We start from the raw sequence: 14,096 nt of genomic DNA, 5'->3' as shown, positions 1-14,096 counted from the left end.
TACCATGCGCTCTTTTCTAGAGGAGGCCAAAACCCTTTTGGCGGAGTTGGTGGCGTTGCCCACGGTGAGCGCCGAGGGAAGGGCCCTCGAGGCGGGGGCGGCTAGGGTGGCCGAGCTTCTGGAGGGCTTGGGGCTCAGGGCTGAACTCCACGGGGGCTACGGCCCCAAGGTGGTGTATGCGGAAGGGGGCGAGGGGGAGAGGGTCCTTCTCTTTTACAACCACTACGATGTCCAGCCCCCAGACCCCCTGGAGCTTTGGGAGAGCGACCCCTTCGCCCTCACGGAGCGGAACGGGGCCTGGTACGGGCGGGGCACCCACGACGACAAGGGGGAGCTGGTGGCCAGGGTTATGGCCCTAAGGCTCTTCCGCGAGCGGCACGGTTTCCTGCCGCGGGTGAAATTCGTGGTGGAAGGGGAAGAGGAGGTGGGAAGCCCCCACCTGGCGGAGTACGTGCGGGACAGGAAGGATCTGCTTCGCGCCGAGGCCATCGTTTGGGAGGCGGGAGGGGTGGACGCTAAGGGGCGCCCCTATCTTTATGCCGGGCTCAAGGGCATCGTGGCCCTCGAGCTTCGGGTGCGCACCGCCGCCTTTGACCTTCACTCCTCCTACGGGGCGGTGGTGGAAAACCCCATCTACCGCTTGAGCCGGGCCATCGCCAGCCTGCGGGATGAGGAGGGGAGGGTCCTTATCCCCGGGTTTTACGACCGGGTCCGCCCCCTTACCCCCAAGGAGGTGGAGGTGCTGGCGGAGATCCCCGACGAATCGGAGGCGCTAAGGGAGGCTTTTGGTGTGCGGGACTTCCTGGGCGGGGCCAGAAATTTGGAGTTTAACCAGCGCCTCTACACGGAGCCCTGTGTAAACTTTAACGGCCTTCACTCGGGATATGGGGGCCCGGGTTCCAAGACCGTGTTGCCCGCTGAGGCCTTTGCCAAGCTGGACTTCCGGCTGGTCCCCGACCAGGACCCGGAGGAGATCCCTGGGCTTCTCAGGCGGCACCTCGAGGCCCAGGGTTTTCACGACGTGGAGGTGGTGGTCCTGGAAAAGGGGGAGCATCCCGCTCGCTCGGATCTTTCTCATCCCTTCATTGGCCTGGTGCGAAGGGCTCTGGAAGAAGCCTTTGGGGCCAAGGCGGTGCTTTACCCCAACATGGCGGGGTCCGGTCCCATGTATCCTTTTCTGCACCACCTGGGAGCCCCGGCGGTGGGATTGGGGGTGGGGTATCCGGGGAGCCGGGTGCATAGCCCCAACGAGCACATCCGCATCCGGGATTTTGAGCGGGGCACCCTGGCCCTACTCAGGCTTCTTGAGCTCTACTTTCTCGGAAGCTAGCGCCATCTGCTAGGCTCTTAGGGGTATGCGTCTTTTCTTTGGCGAGCGCGATACCCCCTACGAGGAGGCCCGGGTGGTGGTCTTGCCCGTGCCCTACGACCTTTCCCTGTCCTTCTTACCGGGGGCCCGGCGGGGCCCCGAGGCCATCCTCCTGGCCAGCCGGGAGCTGGAGCCCTTTCTGTTGGAGCTGGGCGTGGCCCCGGAGGAGGTGGGCATCCATGCGGCGGAGCCGGTGCCCTGGGTGGCGGGAAGCGCCGAGGAGAGCCACGCCCTCATCCGGGAAGCCGCCCTTGCCCACCTTCGGGCGGGCAAGTTCCTGGTTTCCTTGGGGGGGGACCACTCCATCGCTCACCCCCTGGTCCTAGCCCACCGCGAGGTGCTGGGGGAGTTCTCCATCCTGCACATCGACGCCCATGCGGACCTCTACCCGGAGTGGCAGGGCTCGGCCTACTCCCACGCTTCCCCCTTCTACCGCCTTTTGCAGGAGGGCTTTCCCCTGGTGCAGGTGGGCATCCGGGCCATGGACCGGGACTCCTTGGCCCTGGCGCGCGAGCAGGGGGTGGGCCTTTTTCCTGCCCACCGCATCCATCGGGAGGGGCTACCCCTGGAGGCGATCCTGGGGGCCTTGGGGGAGCGGGTCTACATCAGCCTTGACTTTGACGCTCTGGATCCCAGCGTTATGCCCAGCGTGGGCACTCCCTTGCCCGGGGGGCTTTCCTACCGGCAGGTGGTGGACCTCCTGGGGGCGGTCTTTCGAGAAAAGGAGGTGGTGGGCGTGGACTTCGTGGAGCTTTCGCCCAACGGCCAGTTCCACGCGGAGATGACCGCGGCCCAGCTGGTCTATCACGCCATCGGCCTGAAGGGCCTCCAGGCAGGGTGGCTCGAGGCCAGGGGCCTGTAGGCTACATTTCCTTCGCTCGCTCGCCCGTAGCCTGGGAAGATGATGCCCTGGCTCCTGGGCGTGCTCCTCCTGGGGGTGGGCCTGGCCCAGCCCCTCACCCTGCCCGACCTCTGGGAGAGGGTTTATGGGGAAGGTGGTTTCCGGGTGGAACGGGTCTTGGAGAGGAACCCCCGTTTTACCCGGGTGCTTTTCTCCTATCTTTCCGATGGGCTTCGGGTGTACGGATTTGCCAACCTGCCTTTGGGCCAGGGTCCCTTTCGCGTGGTGGTAGTGCTCCACGGGTATGTGGAGCCGAGCCGCTACCGAACCCTGGCCTACACCACCCCCTATGCCGACTTTCTGGCGGAGGCAGGGTACCTGGTCCTCCACCCCAACTACCGGGGCCATCCCCCCTCGGAGGGGAGGCCCGCCGTGGGCCTGCGCCATGTCTACGCAGTGGATGTGCTGAATCTGCTGGCCGAGGTGCGCAAGGGCGTCCTTCCCCAGGCGGATGGGCGGTACATCGGCCTCTTCGGCCACTCCATGGGTGGGGGGATTGCCCAGGTGGTGGCCCTGGTGGATCCCCGCCTGAAGGGCGTGGTGCTTTACGGGAGCATGAGCGGGGACGAGAGGCGGAATCTGGAGCGGATCCGCTACTGGTCGGGGGGTACACGAGGCCGGGAGCTTTTCACCCTTCCTCCCAAAACCCTGGCGGAGGCTTCCGCCTGGACCTACCTGGAGAGGGTTGCCGTGCCCTTCAGCGTCCACCATGGCACCTAGGACGCCCAGGTGCCCCCGGAGTGGTCATGGGAGCTTTGCCGAAGGCTTAAGTCCTTGGGGAAGCCGGTGGTGGAGTGCTTCAGCTACCCGGCGGGCTACCTCTTCCGCGGTCCGGTGGACCAGGCGTTCCGCCAAAGGGTCCTGGCCTTTTTCGGACGGGTCTTGCGGTAACCTGGGGCCATGCAGGCCTTCTTTGAGAACCTCGAGGCCCTCTTCTTCGCCCTTGCCTTCGGGAGCGTGGCCTTTGGCCTTCTAGCCCGCCTCCTGGGGGTGCGGCGCACCTGGCCCTTCTTCCTGCTGGCTGCCCTTTGGCTGATCCTTGGCCTCCTCCTTCGGTTAGAATAGCCCTTCGTGGCCAAGCACGTGGTTTCCGTGTCCCTGGGGGCTAGCCGCCGGGACTCCGTGGTCCGGGTGGAGCTCCTTGGGGAGGAAGTGGTTTTGGAAAGGCGGGGCACGGATGGCGACTTCCAGAAAGCCTTGCAGCTCATTGCTGAGCTGGATGGAAAGATCGACGCCATCGGCCTCGGGGGCATTGACCTCTACCTTTGGGCAGGGGGGCGGCGCTACACCATCCGGGATGCCAAGAGGCTTAAGGAGGCGGCCCGTAAAACCCCGGTGGTGGACGGCTCGGGCCTCAAGCACACCTTGGAGCGTCGGGTGGTGGCCCAGCTGGCTGGGCTTATAGACTGGAAAGAAACCAAGGTATTGCTGCCTTCCGCTGTGGACCGCTTCGGTTTGGCTGAGGCCCTGCACGAGGCCGGAGCCAAGGTTCTTTACGGGGATTTCATCTTTGCCCTGGGGCTACCCATACCCCTGTACTCCCTCTCCTTTTTGCAGAAGCTGGCCTTTGTGCTCCTTCCCCTCCTTACCCAGCTTCCCTTCCAGCTCCTTTACCCCACGGGGGAAAAGCAGGGGGAGCGGGTGGTGGATTGGCGAAGCCGCTACTACCTCTGGGCGGATCTGGTGGCGGGAGACTGGCACTACATCAGGCGCCACATGCCCGACGCCATGAAGGGAAAGACCGTGCTCACCAACACCACCACGGAGGAGGATGTGGCCTTCCTTAGGGAACGGGGGGTAAGGCGCCTTATCACCACTACCCCCCGCCTCCACGGGCGGAGCTTTGGCACCAACGTCATGGAGGCCCTTTTGGTAGCCTTGGCTGGGCGGGAGCTTGGGGGGGAGGAGTATCTCCGGTATATTGACCTCTTAGGGCTTGAGCCCCAGGTCTTGGACCTTCAGGAGGGAGCATGATCAGCGTGACCGACCTTAGACCCGGAACCAAGGTGAAGATGGAGGGTGGCCTTTGGGAGTGCGTGGAATACCAGCACCAGAAGATTGGTCGCGGTGGGGCCAAGGTGGTGGCCAAGTTCAAGAACCTGGAAACGGGGGCTACCATTGAGCGCACCTTCAACTCCGGGGAGAAGCTGGAGGACATCTACGTGGAAACCCGGGAGCTCCAGTACCTGTACCAGGAGGGGGACGACTTGGTCTTCATGGACCTCGAGACCTACGAACAGTTCCACCTGCCCAAGGACCACGTGGAGGCTGCGCGGTTTCTCAAGGAGGGGATGACCGTCCTGGGGGACATGTATGAGGGGCGCCCCCTGAAGATCACCCCTCCCACCGTGGTGGAGCTCAAGGTGGTGGACACACCCCCGGGGGTGCGGGGGGACACGGTCTCCGGCGGCAACAAACCCGCCACCTTGGAAACCGGAGCGGTGGTCCAGGTGCCCCTGTTCGTGGAGCCCGGCGAGGTCATCAAGGTGGATACCCGCACGGGCCAGTACGTGGGCCGCGCCTGAGGCTTTTGGGCTGGACAGCCCGGGTTCACCCCGGGCTCTTTCTTTTACTAAGTCCAAAGGTGGTGGCGGCCCTTGGATAGGGTAAGCTTTATGCTGCGAGGTGCACCCATGACGCCCAAGGAACTGAAGCAGATCCTGCAGGCCCTGGTGGAGCATGGGGTGAGCGAGCTCACCCTGGAAACCCCTGATTACAAGCTGACCGTACGCCGAGGGGGCGAGGTGCAGGTGGTGGCCTTGCCCCAAGGGATAACCACCCCTCCGGCCTCGCCTCCTTCCCCGCCCACTCCCGCCGCTCCCGGCGCCCCTGCGGATTTGGCTCCGGTTGCTGGAGCCCCGGGCCTCGAGGCCCAGGAGGCCAAGGGGGCCAAGGAGGCTAAGGAGGAGTGCGCGGGTTGCGTGGAGGTGAGGGCCCCCATCGTGGGTACCTTCTACCGGGCACCGGCCCCGGATGCCCCCCCTTACGTGGAGGAAGGGGACCGGGTGGAAAAGGGGCAGGTGCTCTGCATCATTGAGGCGATGAAGCTCATGAACGAGATCGAGTCGGAGGTTTCCGGGATCGTCAAGAAGATCCTGGTGAAAAACGGGGAACCCGTGGAGTACGGGCAACCCCTCTTCCTGATCCAGCCGCTATGAAGAAGGTCTTAATCGCCAACCGGGGCGAGATCGCCTTGAGGATTATCCGGGCCGCCAAGGAGTTGGGGATCAAGACCGTGGTGGCCCACTCCACCGCCGACGAGAAGAGCCTTCCCGTGCTCCTGGCGGACGAGGCCATCTGCATCGGACCTCCTCCTTCCGGGCAGAGCTACCTGAACATCCCCAACCTGCTTTCCGCGGCCATCGTGACCGGGGCCGACGCCATCCATCCCGGTTACGGCTTCCTGGCGGAGAACGCCACCTTTGCCGAGATGTGCCGGGACCACGGCATCACCTTCATCGGTCCCACCCCGGAGAACATGCGCGCCCTTGGGGACAAGGCCACCGCCAGGAAGGTGGCGCGGGAGGCCGGGGTGCCCACGGTTCCGGGGACGGATGAGCTTACCAGCGTGGAGGAGGCCAAACGGGCCGCCCAGGAGATCGGCTATCCCGTGATCCTTAAGGCCTCCGCCGGGGGCGGGGGCAGGGGCATGCGGTTGGTGCACACCGAGGAGGAGCTGGAAAGGGCGGTTCAGCAGGCCCAGGAGGAGGCCCGGGCTGCCTTTGGAAACCCCGCCATTTACCTGGAGAAATACATTGAGGAGCCCAAACACATAGAGATCCAGGTCCTGGGGGATGGGGAGAACGTCATCCACCTTTGGGAACGGGACTGCTCCATCCAGCGCCGGCACCAGAAGCTCTTGGAGGAAGCCCCTAGCACCCTACCTTTGGAAACCCGGAAGGCCATTGCCGAGGCAGCTGCCCGGCTTGCCCGGCACGTGGGGTACGTATCCGCGGGTACCCTGGAGTTCCTGGTGGATAAGGAGGGGAACTTCTACTTCATAGAGATGAACACCCGCATCCAGGTGGAGCACCCCGTGACCGAGATGATCACCGGCATTGACCTGGTGCAGGCCCAGTTCCGGATCGCCATGGGGGAGAAGCTTTGGCTCAAGCAGGAGGAGGTGGAGGTGCGGGGGCACGCCATAGAGGTGCGCGTCAACGCCGAGGATCCGGAGAAGGGCTTCCGGCCCTCCATCGGCAAGGTGGAAACCTTGCTTTTCCCCGGGGGGCCAGGGATCCGGGTGGACAGCCACCTCTATGCGGGCTACCAGATTCCGCCCCACTACGACAGCTTGATCGCCAAGATCATCGCCTGGGCTCCCACCCGTGAGGAGGCCATCAAGCGCATGGAAAGGGCTCTTTCCGAAACGGTGATCGAGGGGCCCGGCCTCAAGACCACCATCCCCTTCCACCAGAAGGTGCTGCAAAACGCCTTCTTCCGCCGGGGGGCAGTCTACACCAACTTCGTGGCCCGGCGGATGGAGATGTAGACTGGGCGTGTGATGGTGGAGTACGAGATCAGCGACCATGCCCTCGAGGGGCTGGTGGCCCATGCCCTTTCCGACCTTCAGGGGGTGCGGCTCTTGGAAACCGCTCCCCGCTCCCTGGGGGAGGTTTTCCGCCGTATGAAGCCCATCAAGGTGGAGCGCACCCCCGAGGGGTTCACGGTGGACCTGGTGCTCTCCGTGGACTACGGGGTTTCCATTCCCGAGGCAGCCCAGGCGGTGCAAAAAGCCGTGGCGGAAGCCCTTTACCTGGCCACGGGGGAGAAGGTGCAGGCGGTGAACCTCACCGTGGCCCAGGTGGAGTACCGGAAGGAGGCCCATGCTTAGGCGAGCCAGGGAGCTGGCCATGCGGGCCCTCTTTGCCCACACCCAAGGGGGGGTGGATCTGGAGGAGGCCTTCCGCCACGCCTTGGAGGAGATGGGAGGGGAGGAGGACGCCTACGGCGATTCCCTGGACCAGGAGGGCGTGGCCTTTGCCCGGCGCTTGCTAGAGGGATACAAGGCTCATGCGGAGGAGGTGGACCAGGTGCTACGGGATACGGTGGAGGGCTGGGACTTCGCCCAGATGTCCAAAACCGACCTCACAGTTTTGCGCCTGGCGGCCTACGAGATGCTCTACGAGCCCACTCCCTTCGCCCCCCTGATCGAGGTAGCGGTGAAGATCGCCAACCGCTACGGGGGAGAGCACTCGGGAGCCTTTGTCAACGGGGTCCTCGGCCGCTTGTACCGGCGGATCCAGGGGGGTGAGCTGAAGGCGGTGCCCAAGGAGGACTGAGATGACCCTTGCCCGTACCCTTTCCGGCGATGAGGTGGCGGAGACCGTGTATCGGGAGCTGAGGGAAACCCTTAGCTCCCTGCCCTTCGTGCCCTCCCTCAGGGTGATCCGCCTGGGAGAGGATCCCGCCTCGGTGTCCTACGTGCGCCTTAAGGACAAGAGGGCCAGGGAGCTTGGACTTTTGAGCCAGGTGGAGGTGTTCCCCGCGGATACCCCGGAGGAAGCCCTTCTCGAGCGTATAGAGGCCCTTAACCAGGACCCGGAGGTGGACGGCATCCTGGTCCAGCTCCCCTTGCCCGCTCACATCCGCACGGAGCGGGTTTTGGAGGCCATCTCTCCCCTTAAGGATGTGGATGGCTTCCACCCTCTCAACGTGGGGAAGCTTTGGAGCGGGGGAGAGGGGCTTTTCCCCTGCACGCCCCTGGGTGTCGTCCGCCTGCTCAAGCACTACGGGGTGGAGCTAAGGGGCAAGGAGGTGGTGGTCCTGGGCCGGTCCAACATCGTGGGGAAGCCCCTGGCAGGCCTCCTCCTGCGGGAGGATGCCACGGTGACCGTGGCCCATTCCCGTACCCGGAACCTTCCCGAGGTGACCCGGCGGGCGGAGGTGCTGGTGGTGGCGGTGGGGCGGCCCCATCTGGTGCGAAAGGAGTGGGTGCGGCCCGGGGCCATCGTGGTGGACGTGGGGGTGAACCGGGTGGAGGGCAAGCTTCTTGGCGATGTTCACCCCGAGGTGGCCGAGGTGGCCTCCGCCCTCACCCCCGTGCCCGGGGGCGTGGGGCCCATGACCGTGGCCATGTTGATGGCCAATACCGTGAAGGCGGCGTTGCTTAGGCGGCATGGAGCTCCTCGCTAACCAGGTCTTTTGGACAGCCATCCTGGCCAACTTCCTGGCCCAGACCCTGAAGCTTTTCCTCTATTACCTGTTGGAGGGCCGGTTCCAATGGGAGCGCTTCCTGGAAACCGGGGGGATGCCCAGCTCCCACTCCGCCACTGTCAGCGCCTTGGCCATGGGGGTGGGTTTCCAGGAGGGTTTTGGCAGCACCCTGTTCGCCGTGGCCGCCATCTTCGCCCTCATCGTCATGTACGACGCCACGGGAATCCGCCGGGCGGCTGGCCTGCACGCCCAGCTCCTAAACCAGCTGGTTCAGGAACTGCAACAGGTGCTGGAGAAAGGCCCTGCCCCAGAGCCCCTTAAGGAACTTTTGGGCCACACCTACCTCGAGGTCCTGGTGGGAGCGTTGCTGGGCGCTTTGGTGGCCTTCCTCAGCTTTCACCTTTTCCCGGCGGCGTAAAAGGCCAGGGTCTGCCCCAAGAGGAAGACGAGGAGCCCAAGCACGGGGGAGAGAAAGAAGGTGAAGAAGCCTGCGAACATGGCCACCACCAGGGGCAGGAGGGGCTTCTTGAAGCGGTGGAAGACCCAGAGGTTCAAAAGGCCGAAGAAGAGGAGGACGCTCAAGGCAACCGTTTCCACGGGGCTTTATTGTACGCCCTTGCCAGCTTGGCGGGATGGGGTAAACTTTTACCGAGTATAAGGAGGTTGCACCCATGCTGACGCTACCGGAGAAAATCCTCTTTATCCTGCTCCTTTTAGCGAGCCTTTACTACGCCTACACGGGCTTTCGCCGCGTGTATCTGGCCATCCGAAGGGGACGGCCGGAGGAGCGCTTTGACCGCCTGCCCGAGCGCATTGGCCGGGCCCTTTGGCTTACCCTTACGCAGCAGACCGTTTTCAAAAGGCGGCCCCTGGTTTCCCTCCTCCATGCCTTCGTCTTCTACGGCTTTGTCTATTACCTCCTGGTCAACCTGGTGGACCTTCTGGAGGGGTACTTTCCCCTGCACACCCAAGGGGGGCTTTGGAACGCCTATAATCTCGTGGCCGATCTCCTCACCGCCGCCATCCTGGTGGGCATCCTGGGGCTCATGCTTCGCCGCTACCTTCTTGCACCCCACGATTTCACCTGGAATCCCAAGGTGCCTCTCCATGAACGGGTACGCCAGGGAATCCCCCGGGATTCGGCCATTGTGGGGGCCTTTATCACCTTCCACGTGGGAAGCCGCCTGCTTTCCAAGGCAGCGGGCCTGGCCCAAGGAGAGCCCGACCCCTTCCAGCCGGTGGCCAGCTTTCTGGCTACCCTGCTTGCGGGCCTTTCACCCTCCAGCCTGGTGGTGTTGGAACATTTCTTCTGGTGGGGTGCCTTGGGCTCCATCCTCCTTTTTCTTCCCTACTTCCCCCGCTCCAAGCACATCCACCTGATGATGGGCCCCATCAACCTGGCCTTTCGCCAGGAGAAGCCCGGGGCCCTCTTGCCCCTGGACTTCGAGAAGGAGGAGGAGAGGTTCGGGGCGGAGAAGCTGGAAGACCTCTCCTGGAAGCGGCTTCTGGACGCCTATGCCTGCATCATGTGCAACCGCTGTCAGGAGGCCTGTCCTGCTTACGCCACGGGAAAGGCCCTCTCTCCGGCAGCCGTCGTCATCTCCGAGCGGTACGAACTGAATGGGATCCTCCCCACCTTTGCCAGCGGGCAGGAAAGCCCGAGGCCCCTCATGGACTTCGCCCTGAACGAGGAGGCCCTTTGGGCCTGCACCACCTGCATGGCCTGTGTGGAGGTCTGCCCGGTGGGTAACGAGCCCATGCTTCACATCCTGGATGTGCGCCGGGCCAAGGTGCTCATGGAGGGGGAGTTCCCCCAGGAGCTCAACAACGCCTTCCGCGGCATGGAGCGCTCGGGCAATCCCTGGGGCATCGGCCAGGATAAGCGCCTGGACTGGGCTGAGGGGCTTAGCGTGCCCACCGTGGAGGAAAAGCCTCACCCCGAGGTCCTCTACTGGGTGGGGTGTGCGGCCAGCTACGACCCCAGGGCCCAGAAGATCGCAAGGAGCATGGTGGAGATCCTGAACGCCAGCGGGGTAGACTGGGCGGTCCTGGGCCGAAAGGAAAAGTGCACAGGGGATTCTGCCAGACGGGCGGGCAACGAGTACCTGTTCTTCCAGCTGGCCACGGAGAACGTGGAGACCCTAAACCAGGTGGCTCCCAAGACCATCGTCACCACCTGCCCCCACTGCTTCCACACCCTGGGCAACGAGTACAAGGCCTTTGGCGGGGAGTACCGGGTGGTCCACCACTCGGAGTTCATCGCCGAGCTATTGCGCTCGGGCCGGCTTAAGGTTTCCGAGGAAACCCGGCGGGTGGTCTTCCATGACCCCTGCTATCTGGGCCGGCACAACGGGGTGTACGAAGCACCCCGGGAGGTGCTCAAAGGGGTGGGCCTTGTCCTCATCGACCCCCCCAGGAACCGGGAGCAGAGCTTCTGTTGCGGGGCCGGCGGAGCCCAGTTCTGGAAGGAGGAGGAACCCGGGGCCATGCGGGTTTCGGAAAACCGGTACCGGGAGCTTAAGGGCACGGGGGCGGAGGTCATCGCCACCGGCTGCCCCTTCTGCATGGCCATGATGAACGTGGAGGTGGCCCAGGATGAGAAACCCCCGGAGGTTTTGGACATCGCCGAGCTGGTGGCCCGGGGCCTCAAGGCCTAGGATTTTGATAGGCGGCGAAGACCCGGTAGCCCTCCATCCATCCCTCTCCGAAGGCCCGCAGCACGAGGCCTGGGGGAGAGGAGAGGAGTTCGTAGGGCTCCCAGTAGAAAGGGCTTTCCGGCCTGTTGCGCCGCACGGCTTCCCGGCGGCTGAAGCCTTCCACCAGGAGAAGCCCCCCTGGGGCCAAGAGGGGAGGAAGGGCCTTAAGGAGAGGGCGGTTTACGTAATAGCTCATGAGGATGGCGGCGAAGGGGCCCGGAGGGAGGAGGGAGAGGGCTTTGGGGCCCTCCAGGTCCAGCTCCACCAGGGTCAAGCCGCGGATGCCTTTAAGCTTTCTTAGGGCCTCGCGGCTTTTTTCCACCAGGACCACGGGATGCCCCCGGTCTAAGAAGTAAAGGGCGTTCCTGCCCAAGCCCCCCGCCAGGTCCAGGACCGGGCCCTGGGGGGCGAAGGGGCCGTAGGCCCGCACCACCTGGGCGGGGGTCCGCTCCAGGGCGGCTTGGCGGTAAAACGCATCCCAGTCCCTAGGCATGCTTGCGCAAAGCCAGAAGGCTTCCCCCCAAGAGGATGAGGAAGGTTACGCCCCAGAAGGCGGGTTTCGGCAGGTGCCAGGCCAGCTCCGGGCGATGCAGGAGTTCCGCCAGGGTGGCGCTTCCTTCCAAGAGGAGCTTGATCCCGGCCCAGCCCACCAGGGCGTAGGCCACCTTCTCCAGGCTGGGATAGCGTTCCATCACCGCCACCACGTAGCCCGCGGCCAGGCGGATGAAGAGGATGCCCAGGGCCACGCCCAGGAAGACCAGGAGGAGGTCCTTGGAAAAGGCCACCACCGCCAGGATGGAGTCCACAGCGAAGGCCAGGTCCACCAGGTTGATGAGGAGGACCACCCGCCAGAACTCCCGGGCGGTGGCCTCGGGCAAGGGCTTGGCCTCCGGATGGTCGCGGAAGTGTTGGAGCATGAGGAAGAGGAGGTAAAGCCCTCCCAGCACCTGGACCCACCATAGCCGGATCACGTACACGGCGAAAAGGAGGGCCAGGCCCCTTAGCAGGTAGGCCCCCAGGACCCCGTAGAAGAGGGCCTTGCGGCGGAGGTGGGTGGGCAGGGGTCTGACCATCACCGCCAGGACCAAGGCATTGTCCCCGGATAGGAGGGCCTCGAGGGCCGCCACGGAAGAGAGCACCAGAAAAGTTTCCGGATTCATGCCTCCCCCAGCAGGTAGCGAAGCCCTGGGGCCAGGGCCTGCTTCCACGTTACCCAGTTGTGCCCCGAGGCCCTTTCCCGGTAGGCGTGGGGAACCTTGCGGTCAGCGAGGAGGGCGGCGAAGCGGCGGGCTGGGGCCAGGAGCCATTCTAAAAGACCCACCTCCAGATAGATGCGGGGTAGAACCTGGGCTTCGGCGCATCGTTCCAAAAGCCACTCCCGGTCCCGGTAGGCGTCGGTGCCCCCTGGGTGGGCCTTTAGGGCCGGGGAGAGGGCGAGGACCTTTGGGAAGCGGTTCGGGTGGCGCAGGGCCTGCCACAAGGAAAAAAGCCCCCCCAAGGAAGCCCCCACCAGGAGGATCTCCCCCAAGGGGCCCTTGCTGCGTTCCACTTCCCCTAGCACCCGGTGGAACTCCTCCTCGTAGGCTTCTGAGAACCGGTACTCCTGGTTCCGGTCCATGGGTTCCACAAAAACCAGGCGCACCGGGGGGATTTCGCCCGCCTCCACCAGGGCCTGGGCCACCCTGTGGAGGCCTGCGGTGCGGTAGAAGGCCACCCCATCCTGGGCCACCAGGGTGGCCTTGGGACTTGTCCCGGCTTCGGCCACGTAGAAGCGCCTTTCCCCCAGGCGGTGCCGCTCCACTTTGGGTTCTTCCCGGGGCTGGGGAGGTGCTTCAAAGCGGTGCCCGGGAAGCCGGACGGCCCGGGGATAGGTCCACCAGGGATTGTCCGCTCGCTCAGGGTTTTCGGGGTCGGGGAAGGGCCTACCCCGTTCGTCCAGGAAGGCGTATTCCACATAAGCCCCTTCCGGGAACTCCAGGGTGACGGGGCCTTGGAGGGGGATGGGGTTCCTTTCCCAGTCGGTGAAATCCCCTATCAGGGCCCTGGCCTGGGCCGGGGGAAAGAAGGTGACGGTGCGCTTAGAAACCCGTACCACGGGAATACTCTACCCGGGCCTGGGCCGGACCTAAAGCTTCTCCAGCTCCGGGTAGAGGAGAAGGAGCTCTTCCTCCGTCAGGGCCTCGCCTTCCCTTTCCGGGGTCCAGGAAAGGTATGCCGCCAGGAGGGTAAAGGAACTGGATCCCGCCAGATCCATGAGGGCTTGCCTGGCCCGGGACCGGGTCAAAGGCGATTGGGGAAGAAGGAGCCTGCGGTCGGCGAGGAGGAGGCTTACCACCAGATAGCGCCCGCCAGGCTCCACCTGGGCCTGGTATGCCTCCAGCGCTTGCTTCTTGCCCTCAAAGTGGCGGAAGGTTTCCTGGTACTTGCTCCGCTCCTCCAGCATCCAGGCGTCGAACCGGGCCAGGACCTCCTCCTCGGAACCCGCTGCCACCTGGTAATCCCCAAAGCGCCAGGCGGGCTCCTCCCTGAGGAGCAAGAGGGCTGCCTCGTCCAACAAGTCGGCGAGGCCCTTGGCCGAGGTGGTGTCCGCTTCCTCGGCCAGCTGCCTTAGCGCCTTTTGCACCTGGGGGCGGGCCAGGAGGGCCAGGCGCAACCTGGCCACGCTGGCGGTGGGCCTTTCCCCCGCTTGGCGGAGCCCCCGCACCATGTAGGCGGTCGCCAAGACCAAGCCCAAGACCACCAGGACGGGTAGAATGCCTAGGCTTCCCCCTCCCCCAGGGTAGACCACCACCGGGCCAGGATACGGGGGATAGGAGGGGGCCGGGCTTGGGAAGACCGGGGCTGGTCCTGGGCTCATGGGAGGTGGGGTGGGGCTGTAGGGACGCCCACCTGCGCCGCCCCCGCTCTTCTGGGCCAGGGCCAAGGAGAGCACCAGAAGAAGGAGCCAAACGAGGCGGCGCATGGCCTTCAGCAT

The 14,096-nt window shown here is 64.7% G+C and carries 17 protein-coding genes and 1 pseudogene; 13 read left to right on the top strand and 5 right to left on the bottom strand.

All coding sequences use genetic code 11. The annotated features are described in order from the left end of the window. Positions 1 to 4: 4 nt before the first annotated feature. From C2847_RS08105 to C2847_RS08055, 12 genes and pseudogenes are all read left to right on the top strand, one after another. Positions 5 to 1,330 carry a M20/M25/M40 family metallo-hydrolase gene (locus tag C2847_RS08105; RefSeq protein ID WP_105317919.1) on the top strand — a complete coding sequence of 442 codons (1,326 nt, stop codon included), beginning with the start codon at positions 5 to 7 and terminating at the stop codon, positions 1,328 to 1,330. Between the two features lie 25 nt (positions 1,331 to 1,355). Further along, the gene (speB, locus tag C2847_RS08100; protein WP_105317918.1) at positions 1,356 to 2,231 is read left to right on the top strand and encodes an agmatinase; all 876 of its coding nucleotides are present in this window, start codon (positions 1,356 to 1,358) and stop codon (positions 2,229 to 2,231) included. Positions 2,232 to 2,273: 42 nt separating this feature from the next. After that, positions 2,274 to 3,161 (top strand): annotated as a pseudogene (locus C2847_RS08095) (alpha/beta hydrolase family protein). Between the two features lie 9 nt (positions 3,162 to 3,170). Beyond that, on the top strand, positions 3,171 to 3,335 hold the full coding sequence (locus C2847_RS12290; RefSeq protein WP_164835676.1) for a hypothetical protein: 165 nt from the start codon (positions 3,171 to 3,173) through the stop codon (positions 3,333 to 3,335). 6 nt (positions 3,336 to 3,341) lie between these two features. Further along, the gene (locus tag C2847_RS08090) at positions 3,342 to 4,244 is read left to right on the top strand and encodes a quinate 5-dehydrogenase (protein ID WP_105317917.1); all 903 of its coding nucleotides are present in this window, start codon (positions 3,342 to 3,344) and stop codon (positions 4,242 to 4,244) included. After that, on the top strand, positions 4,241 to 4,795 hold the full coding sequence (gene efp / locus C2847_RS08085; protein ID WP_105317916.1) for an elongation factor P: 555 nt from the start codon (positions 4,241 to 4,243) through the stop codon (positions 4,793 to 4,795). The genes C2847_RS08090 and efp overlap by 4 nt, the downstream gene beginning before the upstream one ends. A 108-nt stretch (positions 4,796 to 4,903) precedes the next feature. Next, entirely contained in the window at positions 4,904 to 5,428 is a 525-nt protein-coding gene (gene accB, locus C2847_RS08080; RefSeq protein WP_105317915.1) for an acetyl-CoA carboxylase biotin carboxyl carrier protein, read from the top strand. Then, positions 5,425 to 6,762, top strand: coding sequence for an acetyl-CoA carboxylase biotin carboxylase subunit (accC, locus tag C2847_RS08075; protein ID WP_105317914.1), 1,338 nt, complete (start codon positions 5,425 to 5,427; stop codon positions 6,760 to 6,762). Before accB ends, accC begins: the two co-directional genes overlap by 4 nt. 12 nt (positions 6,763 to 6,774) lie before the next feature. Beyond that, entirely contained in the window at positions 6,775 to 7,104 is a 330-nt protein-coding gene (locus tag C2847_RS08070; protein WP_015716882.1) for an Asp23/Gls24 family envelope stress response protein, read from the top strand. Continuing rightward, positions 7,097 to 7,552 (top strand): transcription antitermination factor NusB, encoded by a 456-nt coding sequence (nusB, locus tag C2847_RS08065; protein WP_105317913.1) that lies wholly within the window; start codon positions 7,097 to 7,099, stop codon positions 7,550 to 7,552. The genes C2847_RS08070 and nusB overlap by 8 nt, the downstream gene beginning before the upstream one ends. A gap of 1 nt (position 7,553) precedes the next feature. Beyond that, complete coding sequence (locus C2847_RS08060; RefSeq protein ID WP_105317912.1) at positions 7,554 to 8,405, top strand: bifunctional 5,10-methylenetetrahydrofolate dehydrogenase/5,10-methenyltetrahydrofolate cyclohydrolase; 852 nt, start codon at positions 7,554 to 7,556, stop codon at positions 8,403 to 8,405. Next, positions 8,389 to 8,844 (top strand): divergent PAP2 family protein, encoded by a 456-nt coding sequence (locus C2847_RS08055; protein WP_105317911.1) that lies wholly within the window; start codon positions 8,389 to 8,391, stop codon positions 8,842 to 8,844. Before C2847_RS08060 ends, C2847_RS08055 begins: the two co-directional genes overlap by 17 nt. On the opposite strand, the gene C2847_RS08050 is transcribed toward C2847_RS08055, so the two are convergent. Next, positions 8,823 to 9,023 carry a hypothetical protein gene (locus C2847_RS08050; RefSeq protein WP_105317910.1) on the bottom strand — a complete coding sequence of 67 codons (201 nt, stop codon included), beginning with the start codon at positions 9,021 to 9,023 and terminating at the stop codon, positions 8,823 to 8,825. The genes C2847_RS08055 and C2847_RS08050 overlap by 22 nt on opposite strands. 74 nt (positions 9,024 to 9,097) lie before the next feature. Between C2847_RS08050 and C2847_RS08045 the strand changes: the two genes are divergently transcribed. Further along, complete coding sequence (locus C2847_RS08045; RefSeq protein WP_105317909.1) at positions 9,098 to 11,083, top strand: (Fe-S)-binding protein; 1,986 nt, start codon at positions 9,098 to 9,100, stop codon at positions 11,081 to 11,083. Here the strand turns inward: C2847_RS08045 and C2847_RS08040 are convergent. The 4 genes from C2847_RS08040 to C2847_RS08025 are packed head-to-tail and all read right to left on the bottom strand — an operon-like array spanning position 11,073 to position 14,084. Then, a complete protein-coding gene (locus C2847_RS08040; RefSeq protein WP_105317908.1) occupies positions 11,073 to 11,615 on the bottom strand; it encodes a class I SAM-dependent methyltransferase in 543 nt (180 codons plus the stop codon). The two genes, C2847_RS08045 and C2847_RS08040, sit on opposite strands and share 11 nt — an antisense overlap. Further along, positions 11,608 to 12,282 (bottom strand): TerC family protein, encoded by a 675-nt coding sequence (locus C2847_RS08035; RefSeq protein ID WP_105317907.1) that lies wholly within the window; start codon positions 12,280 to 12,282, stop codon positions 11,608 to 11,610. Before C2847_RS08035 ends, C2847_RS08040 begins: the two co-directional genes overlap by 8 nt. Beyond that, positions 12,279 to 13,217: an alpha/beta hydrolase gene (locus C2847_RS08030; protein ID WP_105317906.1), complete on the bottom strand. Its 939-nt coding sequence runs from the start codon at positions 13,215 to 13,217 to the stop codon at positions 12,279 to 12,281. Before C2847_RS08030 ends, C2847_RS08035 begins: the two co-directional genes overlap by 4 nt. Positions 13,218 to 13,247: 30 nt before the next feature. Continuing rightward, positions 13,248 to 14,084, bottom strand: coding sequence for a DUF1517 domain-containing protein (locus C2847_RS08025; RefSeq protein ID WP_164835675.1), 837 nt, complete (start codon positions 14,082 to 14,084; stop codon positions 13,248 to 13,250). Positions 14,085 to 14,096: the final 12 nt, after the last annotated feature.

It is taken from the genome of Thermus tenuipuniceus, from assembly GCF_002964845.1.
Lineage (GTDB): Bacteria > Deinococcota > Deinococci > Deinococcales > Thermaceae > Thermus > Thermus tenuipuniceus.
Note: the sequence above shows the minus strand (reverse complement) of the source record. Positions and strands in the feature narration are given on the sequence as shown.

What these genes read in the sequence shown, in the direction of transcription:
- C2847_RS12290 (WP_164835676.1), top strand. Translation starts at nt 3,171, where the DNA reads ATGCAGGCCTTCTTTGAGAACCTCGAGGCCCTCTTCTTCGCCCTTGCC.
- efp (WP_105317916.1), top strand. Translation starts at nt 4,241, where the DNA reads ATGATCAGCGTGACCGACCTTAGACCCGGAACCAAGGTGAAGATGGAG.
- C2847_RS08040 (WP_105317908.1), bottom strand. Translation starts at nt 11,615, where the DNA reads ATGCCTAGGGACTGGGATGCGTTTTACCGCCAAGCCGCCCTGGAGCGG.
- C2847_RS08035 (WP_105317907.1), bottom strand. Translation starts at nt 12,282, where the DNA reads ATGAATCCGGAAACTTTTCTGGTGCTCTCTTCCGTGGCGGCCCTCGAG.
- C2847_RS08055 (WP_105317911.1), top strand. Translation starts at nt 8,389, where the DNA reads ATGGAGCTCCTCGCTAACCAGGTCTTTTGGACAGCCATCCTGGCCAAC.
- accC (WP_105317914.1), top strand. Translation starts at nt 5,425, where the DNA reads ATGAAGAAGGTCTTAATCGCCAACCGGGGCGAGATCGCCTTGAGGATT.
- speB (WP_105317918.1), top strand. Translation starts at nt 1,356, where the DNA reads ATGCGTCTTTTCTTTGGCGAGCGCGATACCCCCTACGAGGAGGCCCGG.
- C2847_RS08025 (WP_164835675.1), bottom strand. Translation starts at nt 14,084, where the DNA reads ATGCGCCGCCTCGTTTGGCTCCTTCTTCTGGTGCTCTCCTTGGCCCTG.
- nusB (WP_105317913.1), top strand. Translation starts at nt 7,097, where the DNA reads ATGCTTAGGCGAGCCAGGGAGCTGGCCATGCGGGCCCTCTTTGCCCAC.
- accB (WP_105317915.1), top strand. Translation starts at nt 4,904, where the DNA reads ATGACGCCCAAGGAACTGAAGCAGATCCTGCAGGCCCTGGTGGAGCAT.
- C2847_RS08060 (WP_105317912.1), top strand. Translation starts at nt 7,554, where the DNA reads ATGACCCTTGCCCGTACCCTTTCCGGCGATGAGGTGGCGGAGACCGTG.
- C2847_RS08070 (WP_015716882.1), top strand. Translation starts at nt 6,775, where the DNA reads ATGGTGGAGTACGAGATCAGCGACCATGCCCTCGAGGGGCTGGTGGCC.
- C2847_RS08045 (WP_105317909.1), top strand. Translation starts at nt 9,098, where the DNA reads ATGCTGACGCTACCGGAGAAAATCCTCTTTATCCTGCTCCTTTTAGCG.
- C2847_RS08105 (WP_105317919.1), top strand. Translation starts at nt 5, where the DNA reads ATGCGCTCTTTTCTAGAGGAGGCCAAAACCCTTTTGGCGGAGTTGGTG.